Origin of the sequence: Cryobacterium sp. TMT1-66-1 (assembly GCF_004403435.1) — a bacterium.
In the GTDB taxonomy this organism is placed as follows: Bacteria; Actinomycetota; Actinomycetes; order Actinomycetales; family Microbacteriaceae; genus Cryobacterium; species Cryobacterium flavum.
In genome coordinates this window covers 127,592-150,890 of record NZ_SOGP01000023.1, presented here as the reverse complement: position 1 = coordinate 150,890, position 23,299 = coordinate 127,592, and the positions used below count along the sequence as shown (strand labels likewise).

The 23,299-nt window shown below is 65.9% G+C and carries 29 protein-coding genes; all 29 read right to left on the bottom strand.

Annotated elements, in window-relative coordinates:
- Positions 1-999 (bottom strand): hypothetical protein, encoded by a 999-nt coding sequence (locus E3T29_RS16985; RefSeq protein ID WP_134346709.1) that lies wholly within the window; start codon positions 997-999, stop codon positions 1-3.
- Positions 974-3,025, bottom strand: a complete 2,052-nt coding sequence (locus tag E3T29_RS16980) for a flagellar biosynthesis protein FlhA (protein ID WP_092339730.1) — start codon at positions 3,023-3,025, stop codon at positions 974-976. The genes E3T29_RS16985 and E3T29_RS16980 overlap by 26 nt, the downstream gene beginning before the upstream one ends.
- Positions 3,022-4,164, bottom strand: a complete 1,143-nt coding sequence (locus tag E3T29_RS16975; protein ID WP_134346708.1) for a flagellar biosynthesis protein FlhB — start codon at positions 4,162-4,164, stop codon at positions 3,022-3,024. The genes E3T29_RS16980 and E3T29_RS16975 overlap by 4 nt, the downstream gene beginning before the upstream one ends.
- On the bottom strand, positions 4,164-4,922 hold the full coding sequence (locus E3T29_RS16970) for a flagellar biosynthetic protein FliR (RefSeq protein WP_092339728.1): 759 nt from the start codon (positions 4,920-4,922) through the stop codon (positions 4,164-4,166). The genes E3T29_RS16975 and E3T29_RS16970 overlap by 1 nt, the downstream gene beginning before the upstream one ends.
- 1 nt (position 4,923) lies before the next feature.
- Entirely contained in the window at positions 4,924-5,199 is a 276-nt protein-coding gene (gene fliQ / locus E3T29_RS16965; protein ID WP_092339727.1) for a flagellar biosynthesis protein FliQ, read from the bottom strand.
- Positions 5,196-6,074 (bottom strand): flagellar type III secretion system pore protein FliP, encoded by an 879-nt coding sequence (gene fliP, locus E3T29_RS16960; protein ID WP_369827362.1) that lies wholly within the window; start codon positions 6,072-6,074, stop codon positions 5,196-5,198. The genes fliQ and fliP overlap by 4 nt, the downstream gene beginning before the upstream one ends.
- Positions 6,071-6,526 (bottom strand): flagellar biosynthetic protein FliO, encoded by a 456-nt coding sequence (gene fliO, locus E3T29_RS16955; protein WP_092339726.1) that lies wholly within the window; start codon positions 6,524-6,526, stop codon positions 6,071-6,073. The genes fliP and fliO overlap by 4 nt, the downstream gene beginning before the upstream one ends.
- The gene (fliN, locus tag E3T29_RS16950) at positions 6,527-7,234 is read right to left on the bottom strand and encodes a flagellar motor switch protein FliN (RefSeq protein WP_134346707.1); all 708 of its coding nucleotides are present in this window, start codon (positions 7,232-7,234) and stop codon (positions 6,527-6,529) included.
- Positions 7,231-8,142, bottom strand: a complete 912-nt coding sequence (locus E3T29_RS16945; protein WP_174775005.1) for a flagellar motor switch protein FliM — start codon at positions 8,140-8,142, stop codon at positions 7,231-7,233. The genes fliN and E3T29_RS16945 overlap by 4 nt, the downstream gene beginning before the upstream one ends.
- Before the next feature lie 72 nt (positions 8,143-8,214).
- Positions 8,215-9,072: a flagellar motor protein MotB gene (locus E3T29_RS16940; protein WP_174776439.1), complete on the bottom strand. Its 858-nt coding sequence runs from the start codon at positions 9,070-9,072 to the stop codon at positions 8,215-8,217.
- Positions 9,069-9,935, bottom strand: a complete 867-nt coding sequence (locus E3T29_RS16935) for a motility protein A (protein ID WP_134346706.1) — start codon at positions 9,933-9,935, stop codon at positions 9,069-9,071. Before E3T29_RS16935 ends, E3T29_RS16940 begins: the two co-directional genes overlap by 4 nt.
- Positions 9,935-10,168 carry a flagellar FlbD family protein gene (locus E3T29_RS16930; RefSeq protein ID WP_092339723.1) on the bottom strand — a complete coding sequence of 78 codons (234 nt, stop codon included), beginning with the start codon at positions 10,166-10,168 and terminating at the stop codon, positions 9,935-9,937. Before E3T29_RS16930 ends, E3T29_RS16935 begins: the two co-directional genes overlap by 1 nt.
- A gap of 134 nt (positions 10,169-10,302) precedes the next feature.
- On the bottom strand, positions 10,303-10,614 hold the full coding sequence (locus E3T29_RS16925; RefSeq protein ID WP_134346705.1) for a hypothetical protein: 312 nt from the start codon (positions 10,612-10,614) through the stop codon (positions 10,303-10,305).
- Positions 10,615-10,616: 2 nt separating this feature from the next.
- Complete coding sequence (locus E3T29_RS16920; RefSeq protein WP_134346704.1) at positions 10,617-10,913, bottom strand: hypothetical protein; 297 nt, start codon at positions 10,911-10,913, stop codon at positions 10,617-10,619.
- Positions 10,914-11,028: 115 nt separating this feature from the next.
- Positions 11,029-12,231, bottom strand: a complete 1,203-nt coding sequence (locus tag E3T29_RS16915) for a flagellar hook protein FlgE (RefSeq protein WP_134346703.1) — start codon at positions 12,229-12,231, stop codon at positions 11,029-11,031.
- Between the two features lie 63 nt (positions 12,232-12,294).
- The gene (locus E3T29_RS16910) at positions 12,295-12,777 is read right to left on the bottom strand and encodes a flagellar hook capping FlgD N-terminal domain-containing protein (protein ID WP_370449191.1); all 483 of its coding nucleotides are present in this window, start codon (positions 12,775-12,777) and stop codon (positions 12,295-12,297) included.
- Positions 12,778-12,787: 10 nt separating this feature from the next.
- On the bottom strand, positions 12,788-14,212 hold the full coding sequence (locus tag E3T29_RS16905; protein ID WP_134346702.1) for a flagellar hook-length control protein FliK: 1,425 nt from the start codon (positions 14,210-14,212) through the stop codon (positions 12,788-12,790).
- Complete coding sequence (locus E3T29_RS16900) at positions 14,209-14,877, bottom strand: C40 family peptidase (RefSeq protein WP_134346701.1); 669 nt, start codon at positions 14,875-14,877, stop codon at positions 14,209-14,211. Before E3T29_RS16900 ends, E3T29_RS16905 begins: the two co-directional genes overlap by 4 nt.
- Entirely contained in the window at positions 14,874-15,323 is a 450-nt protein-coding gene (locus tag E3T29_RS16895) for a flagellar export protein FliJ (protein ID WP_134346700.1), read from the bottom strand. Before E3T29_RS16895 ends, E3T29_RS16900 begins: the two co-directional genes overlap by 4 nt.
- Positions 15,320-16,657: a FliI/YscN family ATPase gene (locus E3T29_RS16890; protein WP_134346699.1), complete on the bottom strand. Its 1,338-nt coding sequence runs from the start codon at positions 16,655-16,657 to the stop codon at positions 15,320-15,322. Before E3T29_RS16890 ends, E3T29_RS16895 begins: the two co-directional genes overlap by 4 nt.
- Complete coding sequence (locus E3T29_RS16885) at positions 16,654-17,271, bottom strand: FliH/SctL family protein (protein WP_134346698.1); 618 nt, start codon at positions 17,269-17,271, stop codon at positions 16,654-16,656. The genes E3T29_RS16890 and E3T29_RS16885 overlap by 4 nt, the downstream gene beginning before the upstream one ends.
- Entirely contained in the window at positions 17,261-18,277 is a 1,017-nt protein-coding gene (fliG, locus tag E3T29_RS16880; RefSeq protein ID WP_092339715.1) for a flagellar motor switch protein FliG, read from the bottom strand. Before fliG ends, E3T29_RS16885 begins: the two co-directional genes overlap by 11 nt.
- Positions 18,274-19,890, bottom strand: a complete 1,617-nt coding sequence (fliF, locus tag E3T29_RS16875; protein ID WP_134346697.1) for a flagellar basal-body MS-ring/collar protein FliF — start codon at positions 19,888-19,890, stop codon at positions 18,274-18,276. Before fliF ends, fliG begins: the two co-directional genes overlap by 4 nt.
- Positions 19,890-20,195: a flagellar hook-basal body complex protein FliE gene (gene fliE, locus E3T29_RS16870; protein ID WP_092339713.1), complete on the bottom strand. Its 306-nt coding sequence runs from the start codon at positions 20,193-20,195 to the stop codon at positions 19,890-19,892. The genes fliF and fliE overlap by 1 nt, the downstream gene beginning before the upstream one ends.
- Positions 20,195-20,584: a flagellar basal body rod protein FlgC gene (locus E3T29_RS16865; protein WP_092339712.1), complete on the bottom strand. Its 390-nt coding sequence runs from the start codon at positions 20,582-20,584 to the stop codon at positions 20,195-20,197. The genes fliE and E3T29_RS16865 overlap by 1 nt, the downstream gene beginning before the upstream one ends.
- Complete coding sequence (locus E3T29_RS16860) at positions 20,581-20,922, bottom strand: flagellar basal body protein (RefSeq protein ID WP_092110173.1); 342 nt, start codon at positions 20,920-20,922, stop codon at positions 20,581-20,583. Before E3T29_RS16860 ends, E3T29_RS16865 begins: the two co-directional genes overlap by 4 nt.
- A 179-nt stretch (positions 20,923-21,101) precedes the next feature.
- Positions 21,102-21,422 carry a hypothetical protein gene (locus E3T29_RS16855; protein ID WP_134346696.1) on the bottom strand — a complete coding sequence of 107 codons (321 nt, stop codon included), beginning with the start codon at positions 21,420-21,422 and terminating at the stop codon, positions 21,102-21,104.
- Positions 21,415-21,843: a flagellar export chaperone FliS gene (fliS, locus tag E3T29_RS16850; protein ID WP_134346695.1), complete on the bottom strand. Its 429-nt coding sequence runs from the start codon at positions 21,841-21,843 to the stop codon at positions 21,415-21,417. The genes E3T29_RS16855 and fliS overlap by 8 nt, the downstream gene beginning before the upstream one ends.
- A gap of 5 nt (positions 21,844-21,848) precedes the next feature.
- Positions 21,849-23,228, bottom strand: a complete 1,380-nt coding sequence (fliD, locus tag E3T29_RS16845) for a flagellar filament capping protein FliD (protein ID WP_134346694.1) — start codon at positions 23,226-23,228, stop codon at positions 21,849-21,851.
- Positions 23,229-23,299 lie beyond the last annotated feature (71 nt).

The following is a 23,299-nucleotide window of genomic DNA, read 5'->3' as shown; positions in this document are numbered from 1 at the left end:
CTACCGTTCGCGCTCGGTGGGTCGAGAATGCGGCGGTGCAGCCCGGCGGCCGGTCGGCGCCGCCGCGACCCGCCCGTCCATCCACTCCACCGGCAGTCCGAGGTCGTCGACGGTGGCCGGCGAGGTCGTGAATTGGCGACCGAGCGCGGCCACGGCGTGCACCTGAATAGCGGTGACGACCATATTGACCCAGCGGATGGTGTCCTCGGGCTTTCGACTCGCGTCGACGACCACCCAAACCTGGTCGGCACCGATTGCGGTGAGGGTTGCCGCTCGAGCGAGAGCGTCAGACGCGGGTTCGAGGCCGTAGGCGATGAAGGTGCTGTGGCCGATATCCACGCCGTGGGCTCTGGCCAGCATGGCACCGCGCCGGTCGTCGACCCGCTCGATGCGCTCCTCCAGCAGGGTGCCGGCGATGCGCAGCTCGCCCGCACCGGCCACGCGCAGCATAAGACGAGCGATCGTGAGTGGGTCTTCCTCGAGCCCGACGATCAGAACCAGGTCTCCGGGCCGAGTGAGCGGGGCCGGTACCGGGGGTCGGGCCAACGCCGGGCGGGCGGGGCTCGGTGCTGGTGCCGAGCCCCGGGCGGGAACCGCGTCCGCGACCGGCTCGGGTGCGGCATCCGGCACCACATCGCGGCCGGTCGCGAAGGTGAGTTCGTCCATGAGCTTGGCGAAACCGTCAGAGGTCGTCGAGAGCTGCGGCGACGGCTGGGCCGGGTGCAGTTGGAATTCAGCCTCGTCGGCGTCGTCGAGCAGCGCCGCTATACCCAGCCGGGCCGAGATATCAAGGCCGGCATGCGCCGACTTCTTACGCTCTGACGGCTCCAGCACCTCGACGGTGATCTCGTAGTGCTGGCGCGCGAAGAATCCGCGGATCCCGCCGACTGTGACCCGTTCGGCGGCGATGATGGTGGCGTTGGCACCGTGCTCGGCGACGACGCGTTCCTGCAGCTCCCGCAGGGTCGGACCCTCAAGCAGAAATCGTTTCGGCTCCACGGACCACACCCACTGTCTCAATGGTCACATTCGCCGATGTTACTTCCTGATACGACAATACCGGCAGACCGCCGGTCTGCGTGGAGATGAGGCGGCGGATGGCTGGCCGCAGCGCCGGAGCGCACACCAGCACAGCAGTCTGCCCGCTCGCCTCCACCTTGGCCACCGAGCTGCGCACCGAGGCGAGCACCGTCTCCAGGCGCGCCGGATCCATCAGAATCTGCGTGCCCTGATCGGAGGGGCGCAACCCCTCGAGCATGGACTGTTCGAGAGTGGGGTCGATCATGATCACGCGCAGCAGCGTGCCATCGAGATACTGTGCGGTCAGCGCCGGGCCGAGCGCCTGCCGCGCGGCCTCAACCAGACCCTCCGCATCGTTCGAGGCCTTCGCGCGCAGCGAGAGCGCCTCGTAGATGCGCGGCAGGTCGTTGATCGGAATCTGCTCGACCAGCAGGCCCTGCAACACCCGCTGTACCTCGGCGAGGGAGAGCAGACCGGGAATGAGATCGTCGACGGCCGAGGGATTGACCTGTTTGACGCCATCCGTGAGCACTCGCACGTCTTCCCGGGTGAGTAGTCGGGCCGCGTTCGTGGTGATGATCGAAGACAGGTGGGTGACCACCACCGAGACCCGGTCGATCACGGTGGCTCCGGTCATCTCGGCGCTGTGCCGCATTTCGCTCGGCACCCACTTGCCGGCCAGGCCGAACACCGGCTCGATCGTGACCTGCCCCGGCAGGGTGTCCAGGGCGTCGCCGAGGGCGAGTACTTTGCCGGCCGGTGCCAGGCCGCGCCCATATTCGACGCCGGCGATGCGAATCACATAGGTCGACGACGGCAGATCGACGCTGTCCCTGGTGCGCACCGGGGGCACGACCACGCCAAGATCCATAGCGATTTTACGCCGGAGGCCCCGTACCCGAGCGAGCAGGTCGTCGGAGGCGCCGGAGACGAGATCGACCAGGTCAGGCGAAAGCATGATCTCAAGCGCGTGCACGCGCATCTGCTCGATCAGGTCTTCGGTCGTGTCGGTCTTGGGAGCGCTCTTCTCCGACGCCGTGCTGGCCTCGATGCTCGCCTGTTTGCTGACTTCGCCGGCCTTGATTCGTTGGGCGATCAGCATGAGCGCCATCCCCACGATGAGGAACGGCAGCACCGGCATACCAGGGATCAGCGCCATGAGCACTGCTGCGGCACCGGCGATGGTCAAGGCGTTCCGCGACTGCGTCAGCTGAGCGGATGCCGTCGAACCGATGTCGGTCTCCGCGTTCGAGCGGGTGACGATCATGCCGGTGGAGACCGCCATGAGCAGTGCCGGAATCTGGGTGACGAGGCCGTCACCGATGGTCAGCAGGGCGTAGGTGTTGACCGCCTCGCCGATCTCCAAACCACGCTGCAGCATGCCGATCGCGATGCCGCCGATGATGTTGATGATGATGATGATCAGGCCGGCGATCGCGTCACCCTTGACGAACTTCGACGCACCGTCCATGGCGCCGTAGAAGTCGGCCTCGGCCGAGACTTCAGCTCGACGATCCTTGGCCTGCGCATCCGTGATCAGGCCGGCGTTGAGGTCGGCGTCGATCGCCATCTGCTTGCCCGGCATGGCGTCGAGGGTGAATCGAGCCCCGACCTCGGCCACACGCTCAGCACCCTTGGTGACGACAACGAACTGGATGACGACAAGAATCAGAAAGATGACGGCGCCGATGATGATCGAGCCGCCGACGGCGACGTGCCCGAACGCCTCGATCACCTGGCCGGCATAGCCTTCGCCCAAAACCAGACGAGTGGATGCCACGTTGAGACCGAGACGAAACAGGGTCGCCACCAGCAGCAGCGACGGAAATACCGAGAAGTCCAGCGGCTTCTTCACGAACATGGTGGTGAGCAGGGTGACCAGGCCCAGCATGATGTTCAGGATGATCAGGATGTCGAGCAGACCGGCCGGAATCGGTACGACCAGCAGCAGAATGATGCCGACCACGCCGACCGGAACGGCGAGCTTGATGAGATTGCGATTCACGAACGGCCTCCGGCAGTCTGCGGTGTTGATGAGGATGATGGAGCAAACGGTGCAGCGGCCAGTGCGCTCATGGTGTGGGTTCCCGCCGTGCTCCCCCGCTTCTTCAGTGCCATGACGAAGGCGAGCACCCTGGCGACAGCGTTGTACAGTTCCGTGGGTATCTCGTCGCCGATCTCGCACGCAGCGTGCAGCGCCCGCGCGAGCGGCACGTCCTGCACGATGGGAACATGATCGGTGTCGGCTTGCGCGCGAATGCGGGCTGCCAGGTGCCCGACTCCCTTGGCGACCACGCGCGGCGCCGATTTGCCCGGCTCATATTTGAGGGCGACGGCCACGTGGGTGGGGTTTACCAGCACGACATTGGCATCGGTCACCGAGGCGATCATGCGGTTGCGGCTCATCATCAACTGCCGGGAGCGGCGCTGCGATTTGATCAGCGGGTCGCCCTCCGAGGCCTTGTTCTCGTCCTTGACCTCTTTCTTCGTCATCATGGTTTTCTTGCGGTTGCGTTTCATGATGACGAAGATGTCGGCGGCAGCGAGCACGAGGCCGGCCGCGACGGCGGCCTGCAGCAGCGCGGCCGTGCCGCCGCCGGCCGCGATGAGCAATTCAGAAACCGGCAGCCCTCCGGCGGTCAGCAGCACCGGCATCAGGCCCTGAATCACCGAGTACAGTACGAAGCCCACGGCGGCCGTCTTGGCGAGAACCTTGACGCCTTCCCAGAGTGCCTGGGTGCCGAACACGCGTTTCATGCCCGTGACGAGATTGAACTGCTCGAACTTTCCGGCGAATTTCTTGAAGTGGATGCCGCCCTGCAGCATTGCTCCGCCCAGCACGACGACGAGCACCACGACGAAAAACGGCGTGAGAATATCGGTCAGCGAGGCCAGCCCGTTGCCGAGGGCTTCAACGGCCACGCTGGGATCTGGATTGCGGGCGAGCGTGCCGATCAGATACATCTGGTCCGTGCCCGCATCGCCGCCGGCCGCGATGGTGGCTGGCAGCATGAGACCGGCCGCGCCAACGCCGAGCCAGGCGGTGACATCCTGCGATTTGGAGAGTTCGCCCTTTTCGCGCACCCTCTTCATACGTTTTTGGGTGGCTTGTTCGGTCTTTTCGCCGGAATCGGTGTCGGACACTACCTCACCCCCATGAGCGCATCGAGGGCCTGCCCGGTGAGGGAAGAGACGATGCGCGGCAGGGCCACGAACACCGTCGCGGCGAGGCTCAGCGTGATGAGGATCTTCAGCGGAAAGCCGAGGGCGAACGCGTTGAGCGCGGGGGCGACCCGAGTGAGCAGGCCGAGGCCGGCATCCGCTAGAAACAGCACGACGAGCAGCGGGCCGGCGATCTGCACGGCGGCGAGGAACATCTGGGTGGTAGCGGCGATCATGGCCTGGGCTGGCGCGGCCAGGTCGATGCCGGAGCCGAGCGGAATGGCGGTGTAGCTGCGAAACAGACCGCCGAGCACGAGTTGGTAGGCGCCGGAGGCGAACATGAGCGCGAGGGCGGTCATCTGGAACAGTCGGGTGAATTGGGCGCCGTTGACCATCGACTGCGGGTCGAAGCCCTGCGCCATCTGGAATCCGCTGAACATGTCGATGAGGCCACCGGCGGACTGCACGGCGGCGAAAACGAGAAAGACCAGGAAGCCCAGGGTGGCGCCGACCAGGATTTCCAGGATCAGGGCCCCGACGAACCCGGCGGTGTCCTGGGAGACGTACTCGGCGGTGACCCGCGGTGAGACGGCCAGGGCCAGTCCGATGGCGAGCATGGCTTTGATGCGGGCCGGAAAAGCACGGTAGGAGAACGGCGGTGCGATGACCAGAAAAGCCACCATGCGCACACCGGCCAGCATGACCGCTTCGATCCAGGCGAAATTGAGGTTGAACTCCACGTCAACCTCCGCCGAGCAGCGCGGGAATCTTCTCGAACATCGAGTTGGTGAAGGCGACCGATTCGGCGATCATCCAGTGGCCGCAGATCAGCAGGGCCAGGGCGACGGCGACCGCTTTCGGCACGAACGACAGGGTCACTTCCTGAATTTGAGTGATCGACTGCATCAGCGAGATGGCAAAACCCACCACGAGCGCGGTGATCAGCACGGGAGCCGACAGTTTCGCGGCCAGAATCAGCGCCTGCAGGCCGATATCGAGCACCGCATTGGTATTCATGTGGCCAGCTGATAACTGCCGATGAGGCTCGTGATGATGAGCCCCCAGCCGTCGACGAGTACGAACAGCAGAATCTTGAACGGCAGCGAGATCATGACGGGCGGCAGCATCATCATGCCCATCGACATCAGCGCCGCGGAAACCACAATGTCGATGACCAGGAACGGGATGAAGATGACGAACCCGATGATGAAGGCGGCGCGCAGTTCAGAGATCATGAACGCCGGAATGAGGGTGAGCAGGGTCACGTCGTCGGGATTGTCGGGGTTGGGCTGGTCGGCGGCCCGGGTCATCAGGGCGAGGTCTTCGCCGCGGGTATTGGCCAGCATGAACTGCCGCAACGGCTCCGAACCGAGGTTCAGGGCATCGGTGAAGTTCAGCGAACCGTCGAGGTAGGGCTGAAGTGCCACGTTGTTGATGTCGGTCAGCACGGGAGCCATGATGAAGAGCGACAGAAACAGGGCGAGGCCGGCGAGCACCTGGTTCGGCGGAATCGACGGCAGCGCGAGGGCGTTCCGGGTCATGGCCAGCACGACGAAGATCTTGGTGAAGCTCGTCATCATGAGCAGCAGAGCCGGCGCGACGGACAGCAGGGTGATACCCAGCAGGGTCACGATCGCTGACGAAGGTGCACCGTCGGGTCCGTTGATGTCCACGCTCAGCCCGCCGCCGCCGGTGTCGGACGGGTCGGTGGGGTCGGTCGGCAGAGTCGGGTCGATGGGGCTGTCCGGCATGGCCGGGTCGACCGGCAGGGCGTGCACGACGCTCACGCTCAGCCAGACGAGGGCTGCGGTGATGACGAGACCACAGAGAATCAGCAGGCCGAGCCGGGCAGAAGCCTGACGGTGTACCTGCCGGTCGACCGCGGAGTTCACCGTCCCTGCCGAAGCAGCGCGGCGGTCTGGCGCCAGGTTGATGGTGACAGGATCGACCCGGCCAGCGGGGCGGGGCGGGTCGGCGTCGGGGCCGGGGCGGCGTCATCCGCTTCGGCCGTGGCCAGGGAACGGGCAAAGGCGTCGCTCGCGTCGGGGCTGCCGAGCGCTGCAACAGCGGTCTCGAGGGTCGACGTGGAGACGGCAGCGACGGATTTTTCGTGCAGCACAGTCACGGCCTGCTCGGTCACGCCGAGAACGAGACGGGTTCCGTCGACCTCCACGACGACAACGGATGCCTTCTGCCCGATGGGTTGCCGGCCCACGACGGTCACCGGGTTAGCGATACCGTGCGCGCGTGCCCCGCGCGACAGTCGTCGCTGCAAGTACCAGAGCAGTGCGAGAACCACGCCCAAGGACAGGACGACGCGCACCGCGACTATAAGGGTGTCCACTTACGACAGGCCATCCGCGACATCGAGAATCTGGGTGATACGCACGGCGTAGTCCTGGTCGACGACGACGATTTCACCGTGCGCGATCAGGCGGCCGTTCAGCAGAATATCGGCCGGTGCACCGGCGGAACGGTCCAGTTCGATGACCGCGCCGGGCTTCAGCGACAACACGTCGCGCACGGACATGCGGGTGCGCCCGATCTCAACGGTCAGGGACATTTCGACGTTGCTGATACGCCCAAGGTTTCCCATGGCGACGCGGCTAGAGGCCGTAACGGGCCCGCCGACAACGCCGTTCTGGCGCACTCGAATGGCGAACCAGCCGGTCACGACGCCGCCGGCACTCAGCTCGAAGACGTCGGTGTCGTCGGCGGCGAACAGCGCCGAGGCGTCTTCTACCCTCGATTCGCCGAGCACGCCGATTCCGAGCACGCCGGAGGCGCTCTCCAGGGCCGGACGCAGAACATCCTGACTGGAGACGAGCTGGGAGTTCGCCCCGGCGGCGGCGTCGAGGGAGGCCGAGTCGCTCAATACCACGGCCAGGTCAGCGGAGGTCGTGCCCACAAACGAGGCGACCACGGCGGAACCAGCGCGCGAGCTCAGCTCGGCACTGCCTGTATGTGGCACCGCCAGCAGCGGCACCGACGTCGGCAACACGCGGATGAGAGCGTCAACGGCGACTTCGGGAATGGATCGGGTAGAAATCATTGAGCTGTCTCCTCGGTATCAATGACGATGCAGGCCAGCCGTGAACCGTTTGCTCCCACGGCCGCGCGGGCGAGCGACTGGCCGTCGACGGTCAAATTGAGCGGACGATGCTGGGGATGCGGAACGTGCAGAACATCGCCGACGGCCAGCGTCAGAATGCGACTGGGCAGTACGTGGGCCGTCTCCAGCCGGAGCGACACGTCGACCGGTACGGCCGCGATCTGGGCCTGCAAAAATTCGGCGGCATTCGACGTGGTGCTGGTGGGGTTCGCTTCGCCGAGTTGCGGCATCAGGGCCGCAGCAGGAATGGCCACCGTCGCCGTCGCCGTCACCTTCTCCACCCGAATGGCAAAGGTCGCGACCACCATCAGATCGCCGGTTGCGGCCGCCTGGGCAAACTGCGAGTTGTACTGGATCGCCTCGACCCCCATCTCGTCGACGAGCAACGGTCCGAAGGAATAACGCAGGTCTTCGAGGCTTTCGGCGATGAGCTTGCGAATCAGGGCGAGCTCGATCTGGGTGAAATTGCGTTCGGCGATCACGGGGATGCTGCTGTTGCCGCCAAGCATGTGGTTCACCCAGGTGAGTGCCGACGTGGTCGGAAACTGGATGACGGCTCGGGCCTCGAGACCGGCGACCGTGCACAGCACCATGGCCGTTTTCGGCGGCAGAGAGCCAGCGTACTCGTCGTAGGTGGCCATGAGTACCTGCTCGCAGGTGACCATGCAGAGCACGCGCACACGTGCGGTCAGCTGGGTGCCCCACTGCCGGGCGAACGTTTCAAAGGCCAGTTCCAGAACACGAGCGTGTTCCCGAGCCAGGGTGGTGGGACGCCGAAAGTCGTACAGCTCAACGCTCTTCGCCGCTTTCGCGGGCGCACTGCTGTCGACCTGATCCTGGACTGTCACGTTGGGACTATCGGCGGGGTCAGTCGAATGGTAAGGAGTCTCAGCCCGCGGATGCAGCGCGTCTGTTCCGGGTCAATCCTTCCCGGCCACACCGGGGATGAGCGCCCGCACGCTGTCCGGCTGGTCCGACAGCAGCACGACATCGACCCGGCGGTTCTGGGCCATGTCGTCGAGGGTTGATCCGGTGTTCGCCGGCTGAGCCGAGCCGAAGGCGACAGCGGATATCATCTCTCCGCCAATCCCACCCTGCTCCACCAGACGACGCAATACCTGCGTCGCCCGGCTCGCGGACAGTTCCCAGTCCGTGGCAAACGTCGCGGACTGGCCGTGTTTGTCGGCGTGCCCCTCGACCGATATCTTCTGCCCGCTGGCCACCATCGCCGGAGCGGCAGCATCGAGCACCGCAGTCGCCGCCGCGGTGAGCTGGGCGCTGTCCGGTGCGAAGAACGTTTCGCTGCCAACCAGGCCCAGTGTCAGGCCACGGTCGGTGATGTGAAACTCGACCAGTTGGGCCACACCGGCTGCGGTCAGATTGGCGGTCACAGCAGCCTCCAGCTGATCGAGCTTCGCCACCTCCTTCTCGGCCGCTTCGGCGTTCGCGGTGGCCACGGCCGTGGCCTCTGCCGGGTCGATTGCCTCGGACGAGTGGGTGACTTCCGTGGGTGATTCGCCCTGGTTGTCGATGAGGTCGGCCGGAACGACGACTCCCTCGGCGGTATCCACCTTGCCAGCATCGACGGCCCCGAAGCCGGTGGCGAGGGAGTTGGCCAGTTGCTCGTATTTGTCCTGGTCGACGGTCGACATGGCAAACAGAACGATGAACATGCACATCAGCACCGTGACCATGTCCATGTAGGAGGCCATCCACCGTTCGTCGGGGTGGACGTCCTCTTCTTCGACCATTTTGCGCCGCGTGGCGCGCACACTCATGCTGCTTCGGGAAGGTCTTTGTCTTTACCCTTTCCCTTACCCTTGGCTTTGATCTTTCCTGCGGGCGCATCGGCATCCGCTGCGCCATCTTTATCCTTGGCGCCGACCTTGGGCAACAGCTCGGCCGGAACCATGGCCCGCAGTCGTTCACCGAGCAGCCGCGGCTGGCTTCCGGCCTGCACGGCCAGGGCGCCTTCCATGACCAGGGTCATGCGGTCGACGTCGAGGTCGGCAAGACGGCGCAGCCTGGAGCCGATCGGCAGCCAGATGAAGTTGGCGGACAGCAGGCCCCACAGTGTCGCGACGAACGCGGCCGCGATCATCGGGCCGAGGGTAGCGGGCGTGTCGAGGTTTTCGAGGACGTGGGTCAGAGAAACGACCGTGCCAATGATGCCGACAGTCGGGGCGTAGCCGCCGAGGCCGGTAAAGAATTTGGCCGCGTTGCGGTTGGAGCGTGCCTTGGTTGCGATCTCGTCTTCGAGCAACATGCGCAGTTCGTCACCGTCGGTGCCGTCGGCGATGTTCTGCAGGGCCCCCCGCAGAAACGGATCCTTGACGGTGTCGGCTTCCTGGTCGAGGGCGAGCAAGCCGGAACTTCGAGCGGTTTCGGCCAGGCCGACGACCTGGTCGATGACGGACTGCGGCGGCGTGGTCTTCCCGCGGAACGCACCCGGCAGCGCCTTGAAGGCAGAAGTGAAATCCTTTATTGTGCCGCCAGCGAGCCCGACCGCGATGGTGGCGCCGAAGACGAGGATCATGGGAGCCGGCAGCAGGATTGACATGACCGACGAATGCTCGAGGGTGATCATGGCCAGGAGCGCGCCAAAGGCGAGCACCAGACCGATCAGAGTTGCGGGATCCACTAGAGCTTCCTGGGGCCTCGTGGCAGGTCCCCGGCGGTCGGGTCATACGCGAGCGCGATCACGTGCGCCCGGTAGCTCGCGATCTTCTCGATCACTTCTTCCATGGACTCGGTGACGATGAAGTTGGCACCGTCCACCATGACCAGGGTGGTGTCCGGGTTCGCATGGATGCGTTCGATCAGGTCGGGGTTAATCGCAAAGTGACTGTCGTTCAGCCGCGTTAGTACGATCATGTGTTCATCCCTGGGTCAGAACACCGCAAGCGAGGTGTCAATCAGTACTGTCGGCTGTTTGTGGACCGGCGTAAGGCATCCGCTCAGTGGACAATTTTGACGGGTGCACGGCCCTGCCCACCCACGAAAATCGTCTACTGAGCGCGGCGGGGCGAACCGCACCAACCGCGACGGCTCAGATTGCGCGCGATTCGAGCCACGAGTTGGGACTCCTGACGCAGATCGTCGGCGTTGACGCGGGTGACGTGCAGCCCTTCCGACTCGACGTCGGCTGTACGGGTGAGGTCGCGGCGCCACTGTCGTTGGTCGGTGCGATGCTGATCTCCCTCATATTCGAGGAGCTCGCCGAATTGTTTGAAGTACAGGTCGGCACGACACAGGAACCGACCCGATGCGGCAAAGATGTTTTCGTTGACGAGGGGTTGAGGGAGCCCGTTCGTCACCACGATCACACGCAGCTCGGATTCGGGCGACGACTCGCTGCGAGCTGGGGCGGCAGCGGCGCTCCGAACAGGTGCGCGGCCGTGTGGTGACTGAAGAACGCGCCCACGGGCATCCGCTGTGCGAAGGCGTTGCATAGGTCTCGCGTGCTGGCGTGAGCTGATGCGGGTGCGCGCACTCCCCAGAACGGGCGGGCGAGGTCGCTGGCCCGCAGGCGACCGGGTGACAAGCCGTGCGCAGCGCCCTGGGACACGGCGAATGGGCCGGCAAGGAGGTGGGGCGGGAGCATTCGGCGCGTGGTCATGCCATGAGGATGCCGCATTCTGCCCCGAGGTCTGATGGTTATGCACAGGGCGGCGTTCACTCGACACAATTGTGGGGTGCGGACGGTTCCGCACCCCACAAACGTGTCTACTGAGCTAGCGCTTGAGGTTGGTCAGCTCCTGCAGGACCTCGTCCGAGGTCGTGATGATGCGGGCGTTGGCCTGGAACCCACGCTGGGCGACGATCAGGTTGGTGAATTCCTGCGACAGGTCGACGTTGGACATTTCGAGGGCACCGCTGGTGAGGGAGCCCATGCCGGCCGCGCCGGGGGTGCCGAGTTCGGCCGCACCCGAGTTGAACGTGGCGCGGTAGGCCGAGGAGCCGGCCTTCTCCAGGCCGCCCGGGTTGACGAAGTTAGCGAGGGCGATGCGACCGATGGCCTGCTGCTGGCCATTGCTGAACAGGCCGACCAGGGTGCCGTCGGCGCCGAGCGTGTAGCTGTTCAGCGTGCCAGCCTCGTTGCCGTCGTCGGTCTTGCCGGCAACCGTGGCGAGTCCGGAGAAGCCCTTGAGTTGGGCCAGGTCCATATCGATGCCGTCAACTTTCAGGGCGCCGGAGGCGGTGAAGTTACCCGTGGGGCCGTCGGCGTCGGTCTCGGCGGTGAGCTGCACGGGGGTAGGCGTCGTGCCGTCCGCCAGCTTGGATTGCCCAACGGTCCAGCCATCCGGCGTTGCGGTACGCGTGAAGGCCAGCGACACCGTGCGGGAGTTGCCGAGGTCGTCGAAGACATCGACGGTGCGGGTGAGGACGGTACCTTCGGCGGAATCCGACGGCAGGTTGCCGGTGAACGTCGCGGCGGTAGAGGCCTTAGCCGGCACGATTGCGCCGACCGGCAGGGTAATGTTGCTGGTCGCCCCGCTGGCGTTGACGACACCGTTGACGGCGCCCCAGCCCTGCACGATCGCGCCGTCGGGTGAGACCAGTCGGCCGGCCGAGTCGAAGTTGAAGGACCCAGCGCGGGTGTAGAGGGTTTCACCGCCGAGCGAGGTGACGAAGAAGCCATCGCCGGAGATCATGAGGTCGGTGGTCTTGCCGGTGGACTGCGACGATCCCTGGGCGAAGTTGGTTGAGATTCCGGCGACCTGCACGCCGAGGCCGACCTGGGCCGGGTTGGTACCACCGGCGGTCGGCGTCGCGCCGCCGGCGGCCTGGGTCAGCTGTGACAGGGTGTCCTGAAACTGGGCCGCGGACGCCTTGAACGCCGTCGTGTTGACGTTGGCGATGTTGTTGCCGGTCACGTCGAGCATGGTCTGGTGTGAACGAAGGCCGGAGATGCCGGAGTAGAGAGAACGAAGCATGAGGTGCTGCCTTTCGGAAAAAAGTTATGCGGTGAAGTTGATGGGTCGAGGACAAGCCGCGGATCAGGCCGCGGTCGTCGCCTCCGCGGTGGCTTCCGCGCCTTCGGTGTCGTCGGCAACGACGGCGCTGGTCACACCGGAGATGACGTCGAGGGCCACCGGTTCCCCGTTGACGGTGACCATGGGCACCGGGCCAGCGAACGAGACGGACGACGCGAGCCCGGTGATTTCGTCGCCATCGGCATTGGTATAGGTGACCGTCTCCCCCACCAGCGCGGCCGCCGAGGTGCGCATCTGCAGGGAGAAACCCTCCTGGCTCGCGGTGGCCATTTCGGTGAGCTTCTCCATCATGGCGAGCTGGGTGGTCTGGGCGATCATCTCGTTGGTATCCATCGGCGAGCTGGGATCCTGGTTTTGCAACTGGGTCACCAGCAGCGACATGAACACCTCCGAGTCCATGGACTGGTTGGGCGTACGCGTCGTGGTCGTGGACGTGTACATTCCGGTCGGAGCGGCGGCATTGCCTGCCAGGGCATCGATTGTCACGGTTGTTCTCCTAAGCCAGTACGTCGATAGTGTGGGTGGACCCGAATCGGGACGCGCGGTTCTCCAGCGGAGTGTCCGGTGCTCGCTCGGCGGGACTCCGAGCGTTGGGATTGCGCCCGTCGGCCTCCGAGCGGGGCTGGCGGGTGGCGCCGGGATCGCCGGCCTCGCTGTCGCTCGACAGGTCGAGCTGGGCGCTCAGCCCGGAACCGGCGAGGTCCCGGCGCAGGTCAGGCAAAATCACGCGCAGCGCATCACGGGCCAGATCGGTGGGAGCGAACAGCTCCACCCGAATGCCCTCCCCCGTCACGTGCGCCCGCACGGTGACCGGCCCGAGGTTGTCGGGCGTAACGCTGATGGTGAGCACGTGCTCACCCGGCGCAGCATTGGTCAGCGAGAACAGCGGCTTCATGATCTGCGCGGTGAGCGGCACGGCGGCAGCCGGCGCGGGCGCTGCAACCGGCGTGGCTGTGCTGGTCGCCAGCGCGGTCGGTGCAACGCTGGGCAGAGCGGATGCCGTCGGCGCGACGGCCTCCGTGCTCGTGGCGTGCACCCGCACGGCGTCGGGCAGCGCGGAGCGCGCCGACCCGTCGGTGGCCGCGGCGACGCTTTGAGCCGCACCGGCGAGGCTTTGTGCCCCACCGGTCGGCGCGGCGGGGTTCTGTGCCGTGCCGGGCACGGGCGGCGTGGCGGCCGGACTGAGTGCGCTCGCGGGCGTCGCTGAATCTGCGGTTGTCGAAGGGGCCTGGGGCGGCAGCGTCGCGGCATCCGCTTCGGGGGACGTTGTCGGTGCGGCACTGGAAGCGGTTGCACCGGCGTCGGCGGTGCGACCCTGGGCGGCCCGCACGGCAGCGACCGGAACGGCGGCGGCGGCCACTGCGACGACCGCCGCCGCAAGCGGGACGGCGGCGGTATCAGCAGCGGGCACCGCAGCGGCGGCGTTCGCTGCGGAGTTCGGCACAGCCGTGACTGCTCCAGCGACGTGGGCGGAAGCTACACCCGAACCGCCCGCCGTCGCCGGCGCGGCAACCGACGCGGTCAGGTCGACATTGGTGCTCCCCACGGCGTCAACCGACGGGCCGGGAGCAGCAGTGCTGCCCGCGGTACTGTCCGCAACGGTACTGTCCGCCGCCGGGAACGCGGCTGCGGCAGCGGCAGCCCAGGTCAGAGCTGGGGAAAACGCCACCGGGGCGGTTGCATCCGCCGGGGAACCGGCCGCAGTGGCCTCGGCCGCGGAATCCTGCGCGGGGTCCGTCTTCTGCTCCGTTGACGACGTCGCCGCCTTAGGGCCCGATGTCGACGAGGCGGCGCTGCGATCGGTGAGGGTGCCTTGCAGAATAGAGCCGAACGCTTCAGCGCCCGACGAAGCCGAGCCCTGACTGGTGTCGCGCGGGGCCGGCGCGGTAGCCGGCCGAAATTGGCCGAGGGTGAGGGTCATAGTGCACTTCCCGTGACGGTTGAATTCTGCTGGGCGAAAGCGGCGAAGGCGGCGCTGAGCATGTCGGTGGAGCCGGTGCCGGCGGACTGGGTGGTGGTGGGGATGATGCGGCGGATAGTGGTGATATCGGCATCCGTCATGTAGGCCTCGCGCAGGCACACGGTGCGGCCCGGATACGGGGCGTGGATGACCTTGTTGTCGCCGGCGTAGATGAGAATGTGGTCGCCACCGCCGGTGACGATGAGGTCGCCCGGCTGGGCTTCGGCGAGGGAGGCGACCTCGGTGCCCATCTTCATCTGACCAGAAACGAGGCGTGGCAGTTCTATTCCGATATCGGCATATACGGTTTGAACGAGTCCGGAGCAGTCCATTCCGCTGGAATCTTCTCCGCCGAACACGTAGGGCACGCCGAGATATTTCTCAGCGGACGCCACGACGTCGGTGCCGGTCGCGCCGTTGGCCGATCCGGTCGCACTGGTCGCACTCGTTCCGAGCGCCGCAGCGAGGGTAGCCGCGAAACTATCAGCCGAAGCGGATGCCGCTGCCGTCGTCGCTGCGGTCGTCGCTGCGGCCGTGGTCGTGACCCGTTCGGTCGACACGCTGGAGAGCTGCTGCAGGGTCGCCTGAATCTGGCTGACTCTGCCCATGGCCGCGATCATCGTCATAGTGTCTCCCCCTCGTTCAGGCTTGCCGAGCGGCTGCGGTGCCAGCGAGCTCCGGCAATCTCGTCGAGCACGGTCTGCTCGGCGTGCAGGTCTTCGGCCAGCACTGCGGCCGCGTGCCGGTCATGCAGTTTCTCGAGCGCGACCGACTCGGCCCGGGCGGCGTTGTAGTTGGACTGGGCGGAATCGAGGGTCTCCTGGTGGTTACGCCCCATGGCGTCGAGCTCAGCGAGCATGCTGCGCGACGACGACCTGGCCGCGGCCATGGCGTTGAGCGCGGCGATGGTCTGCGGAGTGTTCCCGAGAGCGCCCAGGGCCGAGCGGGCACGACCCCGGCGGGCCTGGAGCGCGGCCACGCGGGCATTCGCCTCGGCGAGGTCGAGGGCGGCCTGGTCCTGCTGCAACTTACGCAGACGCAGCAGCCCGGCCAGCGGAAAGAGGCGGCTCATGCGACAGCCCCGAACGCGCGGGTCAGCCGGGTGAGCTGGGACCAGGCCTGCTCGCTGGGAGTCTGGTCGTCCATCCGCTGTTGCAGAAAAGCGTTGATGGCCGCGCCGTTCTCAACGGCCGCATCGACCAGCGGGTTCGTGCCGGGCCGGTAGGCGCCGACGTCGAGCAGATCCTGCGCGCCCTGACGAGCCGCCATGACCTTGCGCAGCGTCGTCGCGATCTGGTTGCGTTCGGGGCTGTTGACCCGCGACGCCACGCGCGAAATGGAAGCCAGCACGTCGACCGAGGGAAAATGGCCGGTGATAGCGAGCTTGCGGTCGAGAACGACGTGGCCGTCGAGGATAGAGCGCGCCGCGTCGGCGATGGGTTCATTGTGGTCGTCGCCGTCGACGAGCACCGTGTACATTCCGGTGATCGAGCCTGTCTCACCGGTACCGGCACGTTCCAGCAGCCGGGCCAGCACCGAGAACGTCGACGGCGGGTAGCCGCGAGTGGCTGGCGGTTCCCCGACCGAAAGCCCGATTTCGCGCTGCGCCATGGCCACGCGGGTGAGCGAGTCCATCATGAGCATGACGTCGGCGCCCTGGTCGCGAAACGATTCGGCGATGCGGGTGGCGGTGAATGCGGCGCGCAGCCGCATCATCGCGGGTTCGTCGGAGGTCGACACGACGACGATGGAGCGGGCCAGGCCTTCTGGGCCCAGGTCGTCCTCGAGAAACTCGCGAACCTCACGCCCGCGCTCCCCCACCAGTGCGATGACCGAGACCTGGGCATCCGTTCCGCGGGCGATCATCGACAGCAGGGACGACTTTCCAACGCCGGAGCCGGCAAACAGGCCCAGACGCTGACCGCGGCCAACCGTCGTGAGAGTGTCGAGAACGCGCACGCCCAAGTGCAGCGGGGTCGTGATGCGCGCCCGGTGCATGGCCGAGGGGCTGTCATGTTCCAGGGAGACGAAACCGTCTGAATCGAGCGGGCCCTTGCCGTCAATGGGGCGGCCCAGGCCGTCAATGACGCGCCCGAACAGGCCACGGCCGGTGGGCACGAGCAGCGGCGAGCCGGCCGATCGCACGCGGGCACCGGCCTGCAAACCGGTGATGCGGCCAAGCGGCATGCATCGGATTCCGGTCTGGGTGGTGGCGACGACTTCAGCGTCGATACCCGCCTGGCCCGGTCGGGCGCCGAGCGTGACGATGTCACCAATCGCCGAGCGCAGGCCTCGCACCTCCACGCCCAGACCGACAATGGACGACACGACACCGACCCGCTCCGGGCGCCCGGCTTCGATTGCCTGCACGAGCTGCGTGGCGCGTGGGCGCCAGGTGGTGATCATGCTTCGACCTCGGCGAGAGCGGCCTTTGCGCGGGCAAAGGCCGTGCTGATACGCGCGTCGAGAAAGCCGTCGCTGAACTCGGTGATGGCGTCACCGCGCTTGAGTCGGGAATCCCCAACAAAACGGATGCTCTCCAGCGCGCGCGTTTGCGCGCCCAGCACCACGAGGTCATCCGGGTGCATGCGAATGCTGTGCACCTCGCTGCGGTCGAGCTGGTCTGGCTGGTGCAGGGCACGCTCCAGAGCGCGGCGGGCCGACGGTTCGGTATGGCTGAGTTCACAGCCGAGAATGGCTTCGGCCAGTTGCAGGGACGTGTTGACGAGCGTGGCTTCCGCCTGCTGAATGAGCGGAATGCTTCGTTCATTGAGGGCGCGGGCGGCGGCAGCGAGCAAACGCACCGCGCTGTCGACCTGCGCTTCACCGTAGCGTTCGTTCTCGGCGTGCTGGGCGTTGATCTCGTCGGCGCGCCTGGCGACGTCTGCGGCCGCCAGCCGTAGCCCCTCGGTGTACCCGGCGGCGTGACCCTCGGCGCGCGACTGCTCGTCGACGCGATCCTGCTCCTCGTCGCGCAGTCTCGGAAAGGCCATGCGGCCAAACCCGGTGTCAGTTGACATATTCGTCCTCGGCACCGCGTTGCACGGTGATGCTGCCCTGTGCTTCCATGTCGCGAATAGCGCGCACGATTTCGGCACGGGCGTCTTCGACCTGACGCATCCGCACCGGTCCGAGGCTTTTGGTTTCGTCGTCGAGTACGTCGCGGTTGCGCTCGGAGAGGTTGGCGCGGATGACCTCGGTGACGGCATCGGACGTGCCCTTCATGGCCATGGCCAGCACGGTCGTGTCGATGCCGCGCAGTACCTGCTGCACGTCCCGGCTCTCCAGCTTGACGATGTCGGCAAAGGTGAGCATGCGAGAACGGATCTCCTCGGCCAGGGCCGGGTCACGTTCCTCGAGGCCTTCCAGAAGTGCACGCTCGGTGGCGGCATCCGCTCGGTTGATGATGTCGACGAGCGGCTGAATTCCGCCGACCACTTCGATGCTCTCGCGCGCGACAATTTTACCGGTGCGAAGTTTGAGCGTGTCCGTCACGACCCGAATGGCTTCGGGCGTCGCACTCGACATAGTGGCGATGCACTGGGCGACGTCGGTGCGGAGGCCCGGTTCCATGCTGGCCAAAATAGCGGATGCCTGGTCGCGTCGCAGGTGCGCCAACACCAGTGCAATGGTCTGGGGCATCTCGCCGTCAAGCAGGTTGAGCACATCGCCGGGCTCGGAGGGATCCAGAAATTCAAAAGCCTTGCCGGCCATGGAGGTGGCGACGCGGTTCATGACACCGGCCGCGCGTTCGGCACCGAAGGAAGCCTCAAGCAGACCGACGGCGAACTCGTGCCCGCCGCGGGACAGCCGACGACCCTTCAGGGTGATTTCGTGAAATTCGTTGAGCGTGGACTCGGCGACGGCCGGGTCCACGTTGCGCAGCTGCACGATTTCGCCGGCGATGACTTCGGCTTCGATGTCGCTGAACTGCTTCATCACCTCCGTTGCGCGCTGGCGATCCATGTTCATGAGTACGACGGCAACTTTTTGGGTGCCGGTCAGTGCTGTGCCTGGCTCGTTCATGCGCGCTGCCGGTCATCCATCAGGCCACGCAGGAACTCGGCCGTGCTGCGCGGGTCGGACTGCGCCAGGGAATCGATCTCGGCGCGGCGCACGTCGGTGTCGGTCGGCACGAACTTGACAGTCGGGATGATCTTGGTGGGGGTGTCGGTCGGATTGTCGAGGAACAAGGAGCCGGCGGATGACGTCACCGAGAGCGGAACAGTGGCCTCTCCGAGGGCGTTCTGCATTGCCGTGAGATCGCCGATCTCCACCGATTCCCGGCTCTGGCGACGTGACCGGCGTGCGTAGAGAATGAGGCTGACCACGAGGGTGATGACGATGCCCGCGGTGATCACCGACACCCGCAGAATCTCGGCGAACTGTGCGGCGGCCGCGGCATCCGCTGCTGCCTTGAGCGCTGCAGCTGCTGCAGCGGCACCCGTGGTGTCGAAGGCCATGACTTCGACGGTCACGGCGTCGCCGCGCACGGCGTCGATTCCCGCGGCCGAGGTGACGAGCGAGGTGATGTCGGCCACATTGAGCTTGGCGGCGGCGGCGGCATCGACGGCCACGGAGACCGTCTGCCGGGTGATCGCTCCGGCCGGAATGGTGCGGTTCTCGGTGACCTTGTTGACGGCGTTGTTGCGGGTCGTCGACTCGCTTGAGAAGGTGCCGTCGGTGGCGCCATCGGCCACGGGGGCCGTGTCGGATCCGAGCACGCCGGCGGCGCTGCCGCCGGCTCCCGAGTAGGTCTCGGTGTCGACGGACTCGTTCAGCGCGGGCGCCTGGGTTGGGCTGGTGAAAGACTCTTCGACCCGATTGGCTGATTCGTAGCTCATGTCGGCGGCAACGACGACGGTGGCGTTGCCTGCACCGACAACCTTGTCGAGCATGGCCTGCACGGAACTGCGCACGCGGGTCTCATAGTCCGAGGCCTGCTGGTCGGCTCCCCCGGTGGCACCAACGCCGACGGCAGAGAGCACGGTGCCAGTCGAATCGACGACGGCCACATCGGCGGCGGTCATGCCGTCGATCGAGGCGCTGGTCAGGTGCACGATGGCCTGAACCTGGTCGTTGGAGAGGGTGACGCCGTTCTGGGTTTCAACGAAAACGGATGCCGTTGGGTCGTTTTTCTCCGACACGAACACGCTGTCTTTGGGGATGGCGAGCTGCACCGAGGCCATCTTGACACCGTCGAGGGCACCGATGGTCTTGGCCAGTTCGCCCTCGAGCGCTCGCTTGTAGGTGACCGACTGCTGAAACTCGCTCGAGGTCACGCCCATGGTGTCGAGCAGGGAGTAACCGCCGGTGCTCGAGGTGGGCAGGCCGGCCGAGGCCGACTTGATGCGTTCGTCGTAGACACTCGCTTCGGGCACCAGAATCGTGGCGCCGCCGTCGGCAAGCTCGTATTCGACGCCGTCGCTGCGCAACTGCTCGACGATGCTGTTGGCGTCTTCGCCGCTGAGGCCGGAGAAGAGGGGCGTGAAAGCCGGCTTGGTGACCCACATGCTGAGTGCGGCGATGCCGAGCACGAGCACGGCGACGCCGATGATGGCGACGGTGCGCTGGGCAATGGTGAACTCGCGAATCGCGTTTCCGAAGCGCTTGAAGACGCTGGTGACTTGCCGGGGCATCAGGCTTGCATCCTCATGATCTCGTTGAACGCGTCGACGCCTTTGTTACGCACGGCGGCGACGAGTTCCATGGTCACCTGGGCGCGGGTGGCGGCGATGGTGGCGGTGTGAATGTCACCCAGGTCACCGGTGACGGCCTGAATGGCAAGAGTATTCGAGGTGCCCTGAAGCTGCTGCAGGTTGTCGACGGCACCCGAGAGGGCGGTGCCGAAACCCGAGCCGTCGGTGCGCTGCGTGGCGGTCGTGGCTGAGCTGCCCATGACACCCGAGAGGGCGGTGGTTGCGTTGATGGCGCCAAGTGGCATCAGCCACGTCCGATCTGTAGTGCGGCTTCATAGGCGGTCTTGGCCCGGTCGACGACGGCGGCGTTGGCCTGATAGCCGCGCTGGGCCATGATGAGGTGGCCCATCTGCTCGGCCATGTCGATATCGGGGTAACGCACGTAACCATCGGCATCGGCGAGCGGATGCTCCGGCTCGTACACCAGGGTGCCCTCGGCACCGCCGAAGGCGGCCGTGGTGCTGGCGCCCACGTTGCCGGGGCCCTCCTGCGCGAGGATATAGCGTTCCTGAAAGGCAGCATCCGTTGTGGCGGTCACGGTGTTGGCGTTGGCGAGGTTGTCGGCGATGGCGTCGAGCCACTTGCGGTGCAGCGTCATGCCGCTGCCTGCGATTCCGATGGCGTCGACCATCAGGCGGTCTTCATCGCGGCGCGAATCGACGAGACCGGGCCTTCGACGGCCTTGGCGGCAAACTGGTAACGCAACAGCGCGTCGATGTTGGCGAGGGTCTCGGTGTCGAGGTTCACGTTGTTGCCGTTGAGCAGCGTCGGGTCGAGCGAACGCTCCGTCGTCGCGGCCGAAACACCGTTGCCGTCAGCGACCGATTTGGCCAGTGCGTTCTCGAACGAGACGACCTTGGCGTGGTAATCGGGGGTGTTGATATTGGCGATGTTATTCGCGATGGTGCGCTGGCGCAGCGCAAGGCCGTCCAGGGCGCTCGTGAGGGCCAGGGAGGTCACGGAATCAAGCATGATTACCCGCTTCGTCGACAGAATGACAAGACGGCCAATCCGTGGCCCGGTGGTGAGCAATCCGTGCTCACTCCTTGCTATCGGTCGCCACGACAGATGGGTAAGGAGTTCGTAAGAACATTCCCCAAGTTTGTTGCGCTACGGCGTGTCGCCGGTGTTTTACTACCCTCGAACGGGGGTCAGCCGGCCACATCCAGATAAACGGATGCCCGCGCGTCGCGCTCCGGAGGCACCGACCGTACCGCCGTGAGGTGCTTCAAGGTGAGGGTGCGAGCCTGTTCGAGTTCCCCGATGAGCTTCTGCTGATTGTGCAGCAGGTCCTGCACTCGTGTGGCCAGTTCCGGCGGAATATTTCCGAGCCTCGTCGGCACCGTCCACTCCCCTACGGCCGCGACACCATCGCTGTTCGAACCTGTCGAGACGGCCATCGACCGGGCCGCAGCATCCAGCCGATTCTCGAGGTCGTCGAGCGCGGCCTCCCAGGCGGCCAGACTAGCCAATGCCGAGCTCACCGCTCAAGCGCGCGATCGGTGCTGGCGCCGCCGGCAGCAGCGCCGCGGCTTCGTGCCAGGTGAGCCGCAGCGGTTCGAGCAGCGAGATGCACTCGCGGGTGCGGGCCGAGTCGCGGTGCGTGTTCGCACTCACCATGGCGGTCGAGACATAGGTATAGAGCGAGAACAGCCCCTCGCCGCCGTCCCAGGCGTCGACGTTGAGCGAGGTACTCAGCTCCGACACGATGGCCTGGGCGTGAATCAGGTTGTCTGACGCGATCTGCCAGTCCAGGCGCTGCTGGGCCGCTTCGGCCCGGTTCAGGTCCAGCAGCAGGCGGTCGTAGAGCATGGTGAGCAGGCGAACCGGGGTTGCCGAGAGAACCGCGTCGCGGTTGTAACGCGAACGCTGGGCGTTGGTTCCCATTGTCATAGTCATCATTTTCCGTTCGCGCTGTTGAGACCGTCAACCTGGGCGGTGAGCCAGGCGGATTGGGCGTTCATGTTGCTGAGCTGCACCTCGAGCGAGGCGTAGGTGCGTTCCAGGGTCGATCGGCGCGATGTCAGGCGCAGATCCCAGTTGTCGATCTGCGTGCCGAGGCTCTTGACCAGACTCTCCTGGCCGGTGATCATGCCGGTGATCATGCCGTCGTACTTGTCGGAAGCGCTCGTGGCCGCGGCGGCGACACGGGAGGAGATCTCGGCCAGCACCTTCTCGACGTGGTCCGGGTCGTCTTTCATGGCGGCGGCGAACTTATCAGCGTCGAATTCCATGGTGCCGCTCTTGGTGATGCTAATGCCGATCTCGCTCGGCGAGCGGCCGTCAACCGGGTACGACGCGGCGTCGAGGATCAGCTGTTTCACATCGCGCACAGTGCTGTCGCCGCTGAACACCCCGGCCGAGACCACGGCGTTGCCGCTCGTGTCGGTGCTATTGACCACGGCCGACTTGGTTGAAATCAGCGCGAACACCGTGTTGAGCGAGCTGACCAGCTTCTCTGCGATGTCGCTGACCGCCGCGTTGTCGCGGGCGACGGTGATGGTGACCGGATCGGTGGAGACCTTGGACACCGTCACGGCCACGCCGGGCAGCAGGTCGGCGAAAGTGTTCGTTGACGAGGTAATGCTCTGCGCGGCAGCGGTTCCGGCCCACAGCGTCACCTGCGCGTCTTGCGCGGCGGTAATCACGGCGGCGCCGGTAGCCTCGAGCACGTTGGCGGCGGTTCCGGCCGTGACGTCATCGCTCGTGCCCTGGTACAGCTCAAAGTTTCCGGTGAGGCCGGTGTCATCAGCGACCAGCTGCAGGCGATATTGCTTGTCGCCGGCGGCGTTGGTGCCCGAGGCCACCTTGGTGGCCGTGATGCCGGCGCTCGAGGCGTTGATGGCACTCGCGACGTCGTCGAGCGAGGCCGAGTTGGCCGCAATGTCGATGGGGGTACCGTTGCTGCCGACGAAGGTGAAGGAGGTGCCGCTGAAAGCCGTCATGGCCGCGGTCACGCCGGACTTTGCCTGGGCGAGGGCGCCCACGACGACGTCGAGTGAACCGGTGCTGGCACCGCTGGAGACGGTGGTGGTGATGCTCGAGTTGCTGCTCGTCGCCGAATAGAGGTTGAGGGAGCTGGCGACGCTGCTCTTGGTGGCGAGAGTCGCGAGACTGGCGATGGAGGCGTTCAGCCCCTGCAGCGCCGTCACGAACGTATTGGAGGCGGTGACTTTGGCTTTGAGCAGGGTCTGCGGCCCGGCTTCAAGCGTCATCAGAGAATTAATGAGCGAGGTGGTGTCCAGGCCGCTGATCAGGCCGTCGACTGCGAGAGACACGGGTTTCCCTTTCTGGTTGTCGAACCTGGGGTGGTGCTGTGGCGGCTGTTGCGGGTCTCATCTGGCCCGCA